This is a genomic window from Mycobacterium sp. IDUB_3, from assembly GCF_055419585.1.
In genome coordinates, this window is the sequence record NZ_JBVAXZ010000001.1 from 2,110,738 (window position 1) to 2,124,635 (window position 13,898).

A 13,898-nucleotide genomic window follows, 5' to 3' on the forward strand; every position below is an offset into this window, starting at 1 on the left:
GCAGCAGACTATCGCTGCTGAGAGCCAATCACACGCAACGGCGCCCCTGAGGTCCGCCGTCAGCCGGTCGGCGCCCCCTGTTCGGCGGTCTGCGCAGTCGCATCGGGCGTGCCGTGCGGGCGGTCGGCCGATCGCTGCAACAACCGCACGAAGTCGTCGATCGAGAGCGTCTCGCCGCGGCGGGCGGGGTCAATGCTGGCGGCCAGCAACCGATCCGCCGACTCGTTGCCCGAGCCGGCCCAGTTCACGAACGCGTTGCGGCAGGTCTTGCGCCGCTGCCCGAACGCGATGTCCACCAGTGCGAACACCTCGCGGCGGAACGTCTCGTCGGTGGGCCACGGCGAGGTAGCAAAGCGGTCGATGCGCACCAGCCCGGAATACACCCGGGGGATCGGCCAGAAAACGGTCGGCGACACCGTGCCGCAACGGCGAACCTGGCCGAAGAAGCGCACCTTGACGCTCGGCACGCCGTATTCCTTGCCACCCGGCTCGGCGGCCAGGCGCTCGGCGACCTCGGCCTGCACCATGACCGTGACGGTTCGAATCGACGGGAACTCGGCGAGCAGGTGCAGCAGTGCCGGGACGGCGACGTTGTAGGGCAGGTTGGCGACCAGGGCGGTCGGCTGCACGGACAGATCGTCGCGGCGCAGGGTCAAGACGTCGCGGTTGACCACCGTCAGGCGCTGGCTTTCGCTGCCGGAGTGCTCGGCGACGGTTTGGGGCAGCCGTTCGGCCAGTACCGGATCGATTTCGATGGCGGTGACGGGCGAGCCGCGGTCGAGCAATGCCAGGGTGAGCGAGCCGAGACCGGGCCCGACCTCCAAGATGTGGTCAGACCGGCTCACCCCGGAGGTCGAGACTATCCGGCGCACCGTATTGGCGTCGTGGACGAAGTTTTGGCCGAGGGATTTCCGTGGCCGAAATTCAAGTTCTTTGGCCAGCCGCCTGATCTCGGTACGCCCGAGTAGCCGGATGGTCAGCGTGCACCAGCTCTTCCGCTGCACACTGGCCATGCACCCCAACCCTGGCGCTCTCGGGTCACCTCGGCAACGGTGATCTGCTCCTCGCGGGTGGCGAGGTCGGCGCGCGAGGCGAACCGCAAACCGCCGTTGCGCTCCCACGTGCCCTGGTCGAACTGCACACCCCCGTAATACCCGTTGCCGGTGTTGATCGCCCAGTTTCCGCCGGCCTCACAGCCCGCGATCGCGTCCCAGATGGAACCGTCGCTGACCGGTGGCACTTCGGTGCCGGGCTTGGTGCCGATGCGGACCACCGAGTCGCGGGCGGGCGTGATCACCGTGTTGGCGATCGGCAGCCGGCCGGTCTCGACACCGTTGACGGTGGCCACCGAGAAGGTGACGTCCTGCGTGCCCGGGCTGCCCGGATCCTCGACGACCTGGCGGCTCATGTTCATGCCCGGATCTTCGATGCGACGGGCGGTGGGGGGCAGCGGGATCCGCTCGGTCACCTGCTGGATCCGGTTGCGGGTCACCTGGACTTCCATCCCGTCGACGATCGGCGCCGTCGCGGCGGGCACTACCTGGTCGCTGTCGAGCAGCGGTGCGCCGGCGGCGCTCAGCAGGCCGGCGACATTCGGTGCAGCCAGGTGCACGTTGCGAACCGCACCGGCGTCGTTGATGCGGACGGTCTTGGCGCTGACGACGGGCAGCGCCATTCCGGCGAGCGGAACGCGGCTGCCGCGGTTGGCCGCGGCCGGGGCGGTGTCGGTCATCGCCAGCTGGGCCAGCGCCTCGTCGACGGTGGATGCGGTGGTCCACACCTGCTTGGTGTCGTGGCCGTCCAGCGAGATCTGCAGGGGACGGCTACGGCGCAACACGATCTTGCCGGCGTCGTGCACCGCGACATCGCCGGCGGGATACAGGTCGTCGCGGTCGTCGATGACGAAACCGTTCTCCTCGACGACGTCGATGACCCGCGACTTCATGGTGGTGACTCGCATGGCGACCCCGTCGACGGTCAACGTCACCGTCTTGCACACCGAGACCGCGTATCCGCCCGCGAATGCCAGGACTACCAGCAGCCCTCCGACCACGAGCCGCAACATCGGCGAAGGATTCTGATGCAGTTTTGTCAATACACTCAACGCGCGTTACCCAACCCTCAACAACCCACTCATTCAGCAGCAAGTCACAAATTAAGGGCCCGTAGGCCCAACCGTTCGATCACAAGACGGTAACGAACCGGTCAATGTTGGGCAACTCCGACGCGGCGAATTTAAACGAATCGCCTGGTCGTTTTCGTCACACTGTGACCAATCCGTACACCCGTTGAGCATTGCCGGTTGTCATCTCGGCCAGCTCTTCTGGGCGACGATCCACCAGTTCGGCGATCGCCCGAACAGTATAAGGAAGGCAATAGGGCTCATTCGCCGTCCCCCTATATGGATGGGGCGTCAAGAACGGTGCATCGGTCTCCACCAACAGCTGTTCCGGCGGTATCAACGGGACGGCTTCGCGCAGGGCGTGCGCGTTGCGGAAGCTCACGGTGCCGGACAGGCTCAGCAACCATCCGGCGTCGACGCAGCGGCGGGCCATCGCGGCGTCCGAGGAAAAGCAGTGGAAGATCACGGCGTCCGGGGCACCCTCGGCCGCCAGCACGTCGAGCACTTCTTCGTCGGCGTCGCGGTTGTGGATCATCAGCGGTTTTTTGCACCGCTTCGCCAGGTCGATGTGCCAGGCGAACGCCTCCCGCTGCACGGCCGGCTCGGCGCAGCCGTCCAGACGGCCGGGCCAATACAGGTCCAGGCCGGTCTCGCCGACGGCCACCACCCTGGGGTGGGTCACCAATCGCTCGATTTCGGCGCGGGCGGCGTCGTCGAGCGCGCCGGCGCGAGTCGGGTGCAGCGCCACCGCGGCATAGACCCGCGGGTCCCACTCGGCGGCGCGGGTGACCCAGCGCGCCGAGGCCAGGTCGTCGGCGACCGTGACGACCGCGCCTACCCCGACCGCTGCGGCGCGGTCCACGATGGCCCGCACGCCCTCGGCGTCGACGGCACCACTCGCATCCAGGTGGGTGTGCGCATCGACGAGCGGGCTCAACGGCTCGGGGGCCGGGGCCGACCGGCGTTTGGAACTCACGCGCACACAATAGGTCGCCCCCAAATAAGGTTGGGGGCGATGAGGCCCTATTACGTCACCACCGCGATCACCTACCCCAATGGCGATCCGCACATCGGCCACGCGTACGAGTACATCGCGACCGACGCAATCGCCCGGTTCAAGCGGCTCGACGGCTTCGATGTGCGGTTTCTGACCGGCACCGACGAGCACGGCCTCAAGATGGTCGAAACGGCGGCGGCCGAGGGCATCCCCACAGCCGAGCTGGCCCGGCGCAACTCCGATGTGTTCCAGCGGCTGCAGGAGCGGTTGAACATCTCCTTCGACCGGTTCATCCGCACCACCGATCCCGACCACCGCGAGGCGTCCAAGGAGATCTGGCGCCGGATGTCGGCCGCCGGTGACATCTACCTGGACACCTACTCGGGCTGGTACTCGGTGCGCGACGAACGGTTCTTCGTCGAATCGGAGACCAAACTCCTCGAGGACGGGACCCGGCTGGCCGTGGAGACCGGCGCCCCGGTGACCTGGACCGAGGAGCAGACCTACTTCTTCCGGCTCTCGTCCTATGCCGACAAGCTGCTGGCCCACTACGAGGCGAACCCGGACTTCATCGCGCCCGACGTGCGGCGCAATGAGGTGGTCAGCTTCGTCTCGGGCGGACTGCGCGACCTGTCCATCTCGCGCACCTCGTTCGACTGGGGCGTGCAGGTGCCCGAGCATCCCGACCACGTGATGTACGTCTGGGTCGACGCGCTGACCAACTACCTGACCGGGGTCGGCTACCCGGACACCGAATCCGAGCGGTTCCGCCGCTATTGGCCGGCCGACTTGCACATGATCGGCAAGGACATCATCCGATTCCATACCGTGTACTGGCCCGCATTTTTGATGTCGGCCGGAATCGAGCTGCCGCGTAGGGTTTTCGCGCACGGTTTCCTGCTCAACCGCGGCGAGAAGATGAGCAAGTCGGTGGGCAACGTGGTCGACCCGATCGACCTGATCGACACGTTCGGGGTTGACCAGGTTCGCTATTTCCTGCTGCGCGAAGTGCCGTTCGGCCAGGACGGCAGTTTCAGCGAAGACGCCATCGTCACCCGGATCAATGCCGATCTGGCCAACGAGCTGGGCAACCTGGCGCAACGGTCGTTGTCGATGATCGCCAAGAACCTCGACGGGATCGTCCCCGAACCCGGTGGGCTGATTGCCGCCGACTCCGAGTTGCTCGCCACGGCCGACGGTTTGTTGGAACGCGTGCGGGCCAGTTTCGACTCCCAGGCGATGCATCTGGCCCTCGAAGCGATCTGGCTGATGCTCGGCGAGGCCAACAAGTACTTCTCGGCGCAGCAGCCGTGGGTCTTGCGCAAGAGCGAGTCCCAGGCGGACCAGGAACGGTTCCGCACCGTCTTGTACGTCACCTGCGAGGCAGTCCGCATCGCGGCGCTGCTGGTCCAGCCCGTCATGCCCGAATCGTCCGGCAAGCTGCTGGATCTGCTCGGCCAGCCGTCAGACCGGCGAGCGTTCGCCGCCGTCGGTACGCGATTGGCTCCCGGCACCGCGTTGCCCGCTCCCGCGGGTGTGTTCCCCCGCTACCAGCCGAGCACCGAGGTGGAGTGAGCTCATAGCGCCGTGACCAGCGGTCAAAGACCCGAACAATTCGGTTGAGGATCAAGCGAGTTCGACGACACGGCCCATACTTCTGTGCCGCTTTGGACAAAAGAGTCCAACATAACTTCTGGCATAGACCATAATCTTCGGTGTGGAACGACGCCAGAACAGGCAACAGAGCCAATCGCCGATGACGACCCTGAAGGAGCTGCCCGCCCTGGTTGTGCTGGAGCGGATCCCGGTTCCGGTGCTGGCCATCGGGGATGACGGCAGTATCTTGTTCGCCAACACCGCATTTGCCGACATGATGGGCTACGAGCCGGATGAGGCCCTGTCGCTGCGGTTCGAGCAGATCTTCCATCAGGCCCCTGCGTCGGATTCGCTGTTGGCTACCGTCCACGCTCTCGCGAACATGGTCGTCGAGCTCGCGCACAAGGACGGCTCGGTCGTGCGCGCGATGATGAGCAAGTCCGCCGTGCGGCGCGTCGACGATCAGTTCGCCCTCGCGGCGTTCCAGGACCTGACCGAACAGCTCTGGGAAGAAACGCGCTAGCGCGTCCAACCTCCCTCAGCGGCTTGAGGCAACGGCCGTTGCGCGCCGGCGCGGCAGGCCGCCGGAGACCGTGAGCCGGAAGTAGTCGAACGAGGAATTGCTACCCACCGCCAACCGTGGCAACGCCAGCGGGTCGCAGCGGCAATCGGCGAATCCCGGCGCGGTGGACAACGCCCAACGCACCCCACGGCGGCGCAACGCGTCCATGGCTCGAGCATCGAAATCCTGAGGCCGGCCATTCGGGTAGGCGAAAATTGTTGGCGCCAGGCCCGTCTCACGTTCCATCGCCGCGCAGGAATCGGCGATCTCCTGCTCGACCTTGTCGTCACCGCACCGCGCGAGGATGGGGTGGGTGACGGTGTGCGGGTACAGCGTCACCAGGGGATCGCCGGCCATCTCCCGCGCCTCGTCCCAGCTGAGCATCCGGAACGGGCCGGGGTCGCCGTCGTCGCGGTATCCGAGTGCGCCCAGGACCTCGTCCAGCACCGCGATGCGCTCCGCGTCGGCAAGGTTCTTCAACCCCTCGACGGCCGCCACGTAGGCAGCGCCCCGTTCGGCGCTGCCGTCGAGCGAACGCGTTCCCAATCCCAATGCGCCCAAGTCGACTTCGTCGGCGTTGCTGCGGGCGATCGCCAGCCACAGCCGGTCGGGCCACAAGGTCGCGTCGGTGCCGATCGGGCCCGTCGCGAGGAACACCGCCGCGGGCAGGTTCAGCTCGCGCAGCACCGGCAGAGCGTGTGTCGCGAGGTTGCGGGTGCCGTCGTCGAACGTGATCGCCAGCGCGCGCGGCGGCAATGTCCCTGCGGAAAGGCAAGCGAGGGCCTCCGCGAGCGGCAGGACGTTGAAGTGCGCACGCACGTATTCCAATTGGCGGCGATACAGCTCTGCGCCGTTGACATGCCAGCACGGCGGCGACAGTGGGTGGTCCTCCACGCCGTGGAACATGACGATGGCGAGCACGTCGCGGTGCCGTCGCCGCGCCAGCGCCGGAACCCCGGCAGCACACAACAATCGGGCCGCGATGTTCTTGACGGCCGGGCGCATCACCGCGCTCCTGAGTCGCGTCATCAAGCGTCAAACTCTATTGGCGCCGCCATGATTCGCGCCTCACGCGCCACAGGATCACCCCGGCACCGATGATGGCCACGACGACCCAGCCGGCGCCGAACCACCACAGCCAGTCGAGGTCGGAATGACCGCCGGATCCCGCGGCGGACGCACCGGCGGCCAACGGCGGATGGTCGACCGTCACCGGGTCTTGCCCGGGCACCGACACCACCGCAACACCTCTGAGTCGCTGCCAATGCTTGTTGTCGTCGCTCTTGAGCCACCTGATCAGCTCGTCGAGCTGTCCGGGCGCCCCGTTGGACGTCGCGACCAGCAGCGACCGACCGCGGTTGAAAACCGTTTGGAGAGAGGCGAACCGCAGCACTGGGTCCAGCGTGAGCTTAGCCGGCTTGTCACCGGGCCCGACGGCGTTGACGGTGATCGGGCCGCTGGGTCCCGCCGTCACCGGGAGCACCACGTCGGATTGGTTCCACCCGTCGGCGGAAATCAGTAGCGCGGGATTCGAGGATTCGATCGCCTGCTTGACGCTGGTGACGGTGGTGTCGATCGGGATCGAGCTGATTCGCTGCAGGCCGATCAAGATGTCGAGCGCGCGCATGGTGTCGATGAACGAGTGCTCGGCGATGCCCACCTGGACGCGAGGCATCAGGGTTTGCGGCACCGATTGGAAGCCGTCCGGCACCGGCGGCGCGGCTGGGCTGCTCTGAATGACGCTGTCGCCGCTGATGTTCAGCGAGAGAAGCTGGTTGCCGGGCCCGGCGGTGTAGAAGTCACCGCAATGTCCGATGTTGCTTGCGACATCGAGTACCAGATCAAGGCTGGTGTAGCGCTGCAGCAGTCGATCCGGCACGTCGACCCACCGGTCGATGTTGCCGTGGCCGTCGGTCGGCCAGTGGTCGATGGTCTCCGAGCCCATGGTGACGGCGATCTGGCCGCCGATGTTGTTCGGCGTCGGAGTGTATGAGCCCTGCAGATGCACCCGCACCGAATGCACCGACCTGCCGAACCGGGTCTGGTCAACTCCGATCGACACCCGCGGTTGCAGTGAGGTCGAGTTGGCAACGGACTGGCCAAGTTCGCGCAGGGTGGCGGTGTCTCCCGGCAATTGCACCTTGGGCTTCGGCGATTCCATCGAGGCCTTGGACGACAGCGCCAGATCCGAAAGGTCGCTGAACAACACGGCCGTGTCCGACTCGTCGGTGCGGTTCAACGGGCCCGAAACCAACAGCCAGGGCACGCCGGAGGAACCCTGCAGCGAAAGCCCGTTGTCCGGGCCCTCTTTCACGACGACCTGGCGTTCCAGCGATTGCGGCGGCGTCGGCGGCGAGTTCTGCCCTTCCGGCAACGGGATCACCGTGATGTCGGGGGCCTGCTTGCCGTAGTGCGCGGCGGCGGAGGTGGCGAGCTGAATTGCCGTGTCGGACTCGGCCGTCGACGGCGATTGCGGCAGATAGATGCTCAGCTTCCGCAGCACCGGCGGCAAGAAATGCGACACCGTGGTGGGCGGCAGTTCGGTGCCCGTGTAATTGATCGTCCCGTTGGACAGCCGCAGCGGGCTCTCCGGATACAAGCAAGCTCCGTCGTTGGGCACCAGATAGGCCCGCACCGTGACCGTCAGCCAGTTGTCAATCACCTCGGCCCCGCCCAGCGGGATGACGATCGGCGCCTGATCGGTGTTGGGCAGGTTGAGCCGCGCGAGGGTGCGCTCGCCCTGCGACACGGTGAGCAGACCGGAGCGCAGATTGATCGGCAGTTCGACAGTCGCGTTGAACGCCGTGGGGTTCAGCCCGTGCAGTACCGGAAGAGACAATTGTTGGCTGCTCGTCAGGCCCCAGAACTCCAGGTTCGCGGACGCCCCGACGTCGGTCATCGACAACGTCGTCGTGGTTGGCGTCGCCGTCGCCGAAGTCGACGTCGAGTCCGACGGGGTGGTCGGGTCGGCCGGCGCAGCCCACGATGCCGGAGCATTCATCACCAAGAATCCGACGACACCGGCCAGTGCAAATACTCGGCGGAGAGATTTCCGGTACATCACCGGAACAGTATGCATTGTTGAAAGCGCTTCAACCCCAATAACGGAATCGTCGCCGTGGCGACCGCGAAAAGGTATCTGGCGCCACCTCTTAGAGATCCGCTGCCTTCACCGCGGTCTATTCGGTTTTCGAATCCGCTGCGGCCTCGTCGCGGGCAGCCCTGGCCGCCGCGTGCCGCATTCCTTCGCGGCGCAGGAATTGGTCGAAGTAAGGCAGCGACGCTTCCGAGACGACGCCGGGCAGCAGCAGGTTCCAGATCTGGTGCAGCCGCGCGGTTGGGTCGCCGATGATGTCGCCGATTCTGCCGTGGCTGGATATGGCGTTGGCCACCAACCGGGCCCCGAAGATGGCGCCGATGATTGCCGCGCTGAGCACGTCGGGGTCGATTTCGCTGCGGAGGTCGCCCTCCTTGATTGCGCGGCGTGCCTCTTGCGCCGTCTCCAACATCAAGTTCGCGTAGAAGCGCGACGCCGCTCCGTTGAATCCGCTTAAGGCTGTGGCCAATTGCGCGGCCGCGCGGGCCATTATGTCCGAGCTCAACACCTCGACAATCGTGAATGTGCCGTGCAGCAGGTTCTCCAGCCCCGGCGACGACGCCCCGCACACATTGCGGAAAGCGCTGAGAAGTGTGTCCGAACCTTCCTCGATGATGTTCGACGCCAACGATTCTTTCGAATCGAAGTGGTGATAGAGAGCGCCCTTGGTCATTCCCGTGCGCTCGATGATGGTGCTCCATCCAGCGGCGGCATAGCCCACGTCACCGAACACTTCGATCGCGGAATCGAGGATTTTTCGGCGAGTGGCTTCAGAGCGAACTTGGCGCGCCATTGTGCACGCACCTCCGGAGTCTCATCGGATGCGCAGATCGCTCATCTGGTTTCACCTTGCTCGCAAGACGGCCCACAGTATCAGCCGCCACCACGGCGATCCCCCCGTGCAACCCGCCGGTGTTGCTGCCGCTAGTCGACATCCGCGGAACTGGTGTTGATGGCGAGCGCCGCACGCCGCCTGAGGAATTGGCGGAAGTATTCGGTGCGGTCCGGCTGCAATACCCCGGTCAGGAGCAGGGACCAGCAGTTCTCCAGGTCGCGCAGGAACCGTTCCGGTTCGTCCAGATTGCTGGTCTTCCGCAGGCCCATGTGCAGCGAGACCATCAAGCGGCCGACGTCGTGCGGATCGCATTCGTCGTTGATGTCACCCTCGGTCTTGGCCTGCTCGGCGACCCTGGCCAGCGCCTTGATCCATTGATCGAACAACTTCTCCTGCAGCCCGTCCGCCAGGCCGACCGATTCCATCAGGTTCAGCCCGGACCTGACGACATCGGTCTTGATGTCCTTGATGGCGATCAGATAGGAGAAGTCGATCAGGGTCTCGAGGCCCGAGAGACCGCGCGACAGCAGATCTCGCACGGCTTCGGCGCCCGCCTCGGTCTGGCCGTCGATGATCGCGACCGCCAACGCGTGCTTCGACTTGAAGTGGAAGTACATCGCGCCCTTGGTCAGTTCGGCCTCGGCGAGGATGTCGTCGAGGCCCACGTCGTGGTACGGGCGTCGGGCGAATTGATGAGACGCGGCCCGCAGTATCTGCTGCCGGGTCGCATCGGCTCGTCCATCAGTCGAGTGGGTCGTCATCGCAATCGAGAACTCGGATTCCCCGCGGCGCGCGTTTTGATGCAAAAGTCCAGCCCGAGGCTGACGTCGTGGGCAGCGTCGCCTGCCACCACGTCGCTAAACGCTCTGCTCGAGCAGGGCACAACTACCTCGGTTCTTCGGGGGTTGGAGCGAACACACCCGCGTCGCTCAAGATATCCAGTCCACTCCTGAGGCTAGCAGTCATACGGCTGTCCTGGTTGACGCCCGCGTAAATACCTACGGTTTAGATCACACGCTCTTGTCAAACTATTGGTATGTTTTGTACGCTATTGTCATATCGTCAGTTTGGAAACGGGCCAAACATCGTCTCGACCGTCTGCACCGCCTAAGGGGAAGCACATGTCGTTCGTCACGGCGAACCGCTGGTCAGGGATCTCACCCGGCCGCCAGACCACGGCTGACCTGCGGCTTATCGACGCATCGAGCGTCGCCTGCACCTCCTCCGCTGTCAACGCCGCCTGTGCCCGACCGACGGCCACGGTCTGAAATGATCGATTTCGGAGCGTTTCCCCCGGAGATCAACTCCACCAGGATGTATGCCGGCCCCGGCCCGCTATCGCTTATCGCCGCCGCGGTGGCCTGGGACGGTTTGGCCGCCGAACTGCACGCGGCGTCCAGTTGCTACCGCACGGTGATCGCGGGGCTGACCACCCAGCGCTGGATGGGTCCGTCGTCGCTGGCGATGGCCTCCGCTTTCGCGCCGTACATGGCGTGGACGGCCGGGGCCGCCGCGCGGGCCGCGGAATCGGCCGGTCAGGCCAGGCTCGCCGTGGAGGTCTACGAAGCCGCCTTCGCGATGACCGTCCCCCCACCAGCGGTCGCCGCCAACCGGGCCCAGCTCGCGGTGCTGGTCGCGACCAACTTCTTCGGCCAGAATGCGGCGGCCATCGCGGCCACCGAAGCCGAATACGGCGAGATGTGGGCGCAGGACGCCGCGGCGATGTATGAATACGCCGCCGGCTCGGCCACCGCGTGCTCGGTGACGCAGTTCAACCCGGCACCAAACGTGACCAACGAGAGCGGGATGGCCGAGCAGGCCGCGACGGTCGGGCGGGTCACCGCGCAGACCGAGCAGGCGAACCTCGCGCAGGTGGTGTCCAAAGTCCCCACCACGCTGCACCAGCTTTCCTCACCGATGACCTCCGGGACGTCCACGCTGACCGATGCGGGCGGAACCGTCGGAAACACCGTGGGCGGGACCACCAATTCGGCCACGTCAGACGCGATCTCGAACCTGATGTCCCAGCTGCCCAATACCGCCGCCACCTACTTCATGGCGAGCGCGACACCCCTTTACGGGATGTCCTCCATCCTCGGCATGGCCCAGACCGCGCAGGGCCTGGCCAAAGTCGCCGGCGACGGGGCCATGGCGGTGGCCGGCACCGCGGCGTCCGGCGTCGCGAGCGCGGCCAGCACCGGCGCGGGTGCGCTCGGATCGCTCGGCTCCGGCGTGTTCGGCAGCCTCGGCAGCGCGGCCTCGCTGGGTCCGCTCGCCGTGCCGGCCAGCTGGACCAGTGTGATCCCCGCCGCCAACAGCGCCGTTTCCGCCCTGCCCGCCATCAATCTCGCCGGCGCGAATGTGCCGCCCAGCGTCATGGGCTCGCTGCCGCGCCTGGCGGCCGCGACGGGCAAGTCGCTCGGACCCCGCTACGGCGTCATCCCGACCGTGATGACGCGCCCCCCGGCCGCCGGATACGCGTGAGCCATCGCATGAGCGACAAGGTTTTCTGCAGGCCCGGTTACAGAAGGAGCGGTAAGTGAAGTACACGCCCACCAAGGTCGCCGGGGTCACAATCATCGACCTCGAACTCAGTCGCGACCATCGCGGGTATTCCTCACGCTCGTTTTGCGCCCGGGACTTCGCCAATCACGGGCTGAATTTCGATGTCACGCAGACCAATATCGTCTTCAACTACACCCGCGGAACCGTCCGCGGTCTGTACCGTCAGGTGCCGCCACACGCCGAGGCCATGCTGGTCCGCTGCACCCGCGGCGCCGTCGCCGCCGTCGCGGTCGACATCCGCCCCGACTCCCTGACCTACGGCGACCACCTGATGGTCGAGCTGAACGCCGACGACCACCGGACGCTGTACTTGCCGCCCTATGTCGCCCACGGCTTCCAGACGCAGGTCGACGACACCGAAGTCAGCTACCAGGTGAGCGGGCAGTACTCCGCGGCCGACCAGCAGGGGATCCGCTGGGACGACCCCGAATTCGGCATCACATGGCCCATACCGGTCACGGTCATCTCCGAGCAGGACGCGAGCTGGCCCTCACGTAAACCCAGGTTGGTTCCAGTGGAGCAGGTGGCAACATGCATCAGTCGGTAATGATTCGCAACACGGTGGATCTCGTGCCCAGCCGGCGCTCGCCGAAGACCTGTCCCCCCAGTGTCAGCGCGTTGCATCGCGGTGACGCCAAAGCCTCAGCGGCAATCGCCGCTCCGCCGCCTTCGGCCGGTGGCAAAGTCTTACGGCGCTGGCAGGACCACTATTCGCAGAACCTGCGCATCAGCGACTCGGTGATCGTCTGCGCCTCTGTGTTGCTTGCCCAGTACGTTCGCTTCGGCGAGATCGCGAACACCTCGGGTTACTCGGATCCGATGATGACGCTGTTCTCCAGCCTCTTCGCGGCGCTGTGGCTGTCGGCCCTTGCGGTATTCCAAACGCGCTCAACGCGAGTCATCGGCGCGGGGATCGAGGAGTACCGCCGGATCGGCACCGCGTCGTTCTGGACATTCGGAATCATCGCGATGGTGACGCTGCTCGCCAAGGTCGACTTGGCCCGCGGTTACCTGGCCATCGCGCTTCCCGTCGGGACCCTGGCGCTGCTGGGAAGCCGCAGCGTGTGGCGCAAGCACGTCAACCGCAGGCGTGCCGAAGGCCAGTACCAGACCCGGGTTTTGGCGATCGGAGATCGCCAGGCGGTTACCCACCTCGCGCACGAGCTGGCCCGCAGCCCGCTGGCCGGCTGCGTCGTGGTCGGTGTCTGCATCCCCGGCTACGGGCCGGCCCGCGGCAACTGCCTGACCATCGCCGGCCGCGAGATCCCGATCCTTGGCGACCAGACCCATGCGGCTACCGCGATCGCCAGCTGCGGCGCGGACACCGTGGCGCTGACCCAGACGGATCACTTTGGGATGCACGGGATCAGGGAGCTGATGTGGCAGCTCGAGACCATGAACGTCGACCTGGTCGTGTCGCCCGGCGTGATGGACGTGACCGAGGCGCGATTGACCCTGCGCCTCACAGCGGGCCTGCCCCTGCTGCACGTCGACAAGCCGCAATACGAAGGGGCGCACCGCTTCCAGAAGCAGGCCTTCGACTTCGTGTTCTCGCTGGCGGCCCTGATCGCCACCGCGCCGGTGCTCATCGCCGCCGCCATCGCCATCAAGCTGACCAGCAGGGGCCCCATCTTCTACCCGTCCGAGCGGATCGGCGCCGACGGAAAACCCTTCACGATGCTCAAGTTCCGCACCATGACCGACGGCGCGGACACCCAGATCGAACACCTGCTGTCGCTGAACGAGAGCACCGGCGGCATGCTGTTCAAGATGCGCGAAGACCCGCGCATCACGCCGGTCGGCAAGATCCTGCGCCGGTACAGCATTGACGAGCTGCCCCAATTCATCAATGTCCTCAAGGGAGACATGAGCGTCGTGGGGCCGCGGCCTCCGCTGCAGCGGGAAGTCGACAAGTACGAAAGCGACGTGAAGCGGCGGTTGCTGGTGAAGCCGGGCGTCAGCGGATTGTGGCAAGTGAGCGGCCGCTCGGACCTGTCCTGGGAAGAGTCGGTGCGGCTGGACCTGTCCTACGTCGACAACTGGTCGATGTCGGGTGATCTGGTGATTGTCGCCAAGACGGTGAAAGCGGTTCTCACGAGCCACGGAGCCTACTAGGCTCGCGAG

The 13,898-nt window shown here is 66.0% G+C and carries 12 protein-coding genes; 5 read left to right on the plus strand and 7 right to left on the minus strand.

What is annotated here, in order from left to right:
- Positions 1 to 59: 59 nt before the first annotated feature.
- From rsmA to ACZYVJ_RS09250, 3 genes are all read right to left on the minus strand, one after another.
- Positions 60 to 1,013, minus strand: a complete 954-nt coding sequence (gene rsmA, locus ACZYVJ_RS09240) for a 16S rRNA (adenine(1518)-N(6)/adenine(1519)-N(6))-dimethyltransferase RsmA (RefSeq protein WP_463830729.1) — start codon at positions 1,011 to 1,013, stop codon at positions 60 to 62.
- Positions 977 to 2,104, minus strand: a complete 1,128-nt coding sequence (locus tag ACZYVJ_RS09245) for a transglycosylase family protein (protein WP_463830730.1) — start codon at positions 2,102 to 2,104, stop codon at positions 977 to 979. Before ACZYVJ_RS09245 ends, rsmA begins: the two co-directional genes overlap by 37 nt.
- A 157-nt stretch (positions 2,105 to 2,261) precedes the next feature.
- Complete coding sequence (locus tag ACZYVJ_RS09250) at positions 2,262 to 3,104, minus strand: TatD family hydrolase (RefSeq protein ID WP_463830731.1); 843 nt, start codon at positions 3,102 to 3,104, stop codon at positions 2,262 to 2,264.
- Positions 3,105 to 3,137: 33 nt separating this feature from the next.
- Between ACZYVJ_RS09250 and metG the strand changes: the two genes are divergently transcribed.
- On the plus strand, positions 3,138 to 4,694 hold the full coding sequence (gene metG, locus ACZYVJ_RS09255; protein ID WP_463830732.1) for a methionine--tRNA ligase: 1,557 nt from the start codon (positions 3,138 to 3,140) through the stop codon (positions 4,692 to 4,694).
- Between the two features lie 181 nt (positions 4,695 to 4,875).
- Positions 4,876 to 5,238: a PAS domain S-box protein gene (locus ACZYVJ_RS09260; RefSeq protein ID WP_463832920.1), complete on the plus strand. Its 363-nt coding sequence runs from the start codon at positions 4,876 to 4,878 to the stop codon at positions 5,236 to 5,238.
- Positions 5,239 to 5,253: 15 nt separating this feature from the next.
- Here the strand turns inward: ACZYVJ_RS09260 and ACZYVJ_RS09265 are convergent, their stop codons facing one another.
- The 4 genes from ACZYVJ_RS09265 to ACZYVJ_RS09280 all read right to left on the minus strand — a co-directional run bounded on the left by ACZYVJ_RS09265 (position 5,254) and on the right by ACZYVJ_RS09280 (position 9,970).
- Positions 5,254 to 6,306 (minus strand): polysaccharide deacetylase family protein, encoded by a 1,053-nt coding sequence (locus ACZYVJ_RS09265; RefSeq protein WP_463830733.1) that lies wholly within the window; start codon positions 6,304 to 6,306, stop codon positions 5,254 to 5,256.
- Positions 6,307 to 6,319: 13 nt separating this feature from the next.
- On the minus strand, positions 6,320 to 8,356 hold the full coding sequence (locus ACZYVJ_RS09270; protein WP_463830734.1) for a hypothetical protein: 2,037 nt from the start codon (positions 8,354 to 8,356) through the stop codon (positions 6,320 to 6,322).
- A gap of 100 nt (positions 8,357 to 8,456) precedes the next feature.
- Positions 8,457 to 9,167, minus strand: a complete 711-nt coding sequence (locus tag ACZYVJ_RS09275) for a TetR family transcriptional regulator (protein ID WP_463830735.1) — start codon at positions 9,165 to 9,167, stop codon at positions 8,457 to 8,459.
- A 131-nt stretch (positions 9,168 to 9,298) separates the two neighbouring features.
- The gene (locus tag ACZYVJ_RS09280) at positions 9,299 to 9,970 is read right to left on the minus strand and encodes a TetR family transcriptional regulator (protein ID WP_463830736.1); all 672 of its coding nucleotides are present in this window, start codon (positions 9,968 to 9,970) and stop codon (positions 9,299 to 9,301) included.
- A gap of 508 nt (positions 9,971 to 10,478) precedes the next feature.
- On the opposite strand from ACZYVJ_RS09280, the gene ACZYVJ_RS09285 reads away from it, so the two are divergent.
- From ACZYVJ_RS09285 to ACZYVJ_RS09295, 3 genes are read left to right on the plus strand one after another with little or no spacing between them, the layout of a single operon-like run.
- Positions 10,479 to 11,693, plus strand: a complete 1,215-nt coding sequence (locus tag ACZYVJ_RS09285) for a PPE family protein (protein ID WP_463830737.1) — start codon at positions 10,479 to 10,481, stop codon at positions 11,691 to 11,693.
- A 55-nt stretch (positions 11,694 to 11,748) separates the two neighbouring features.
- Positions 11,749 to 12,321, plus strand: coding sequence for a dTDP-4-dehydrorhamnose 3,5-epimerase family protein (locus ACZYVJ_RS09290; RefSeq protein WP_463830738.1), 573 nt, complete (start codon positions 11,749 to 11,751; stop codon positions 12,319 to 12,321).
- On the plus strand, positions 12,306 to 13,889 hold the full coding sequence (locus ACZYVJ_RS09295) for a sugar transferase (RefSeq protein WP_463830739.1): 1,584 nt from the start codon (positions 12,306 to 12,308) through the stop codon (positions 13,887 to 13,889). The genes ACZYVJ_RS09290 and ACZYVJ_RS09295 overlap by 16 nt, the downstream gene beginning before the upstream one ends.
- Positions 13,890 to 13,898: the final 9 nt, after the last annotated feature.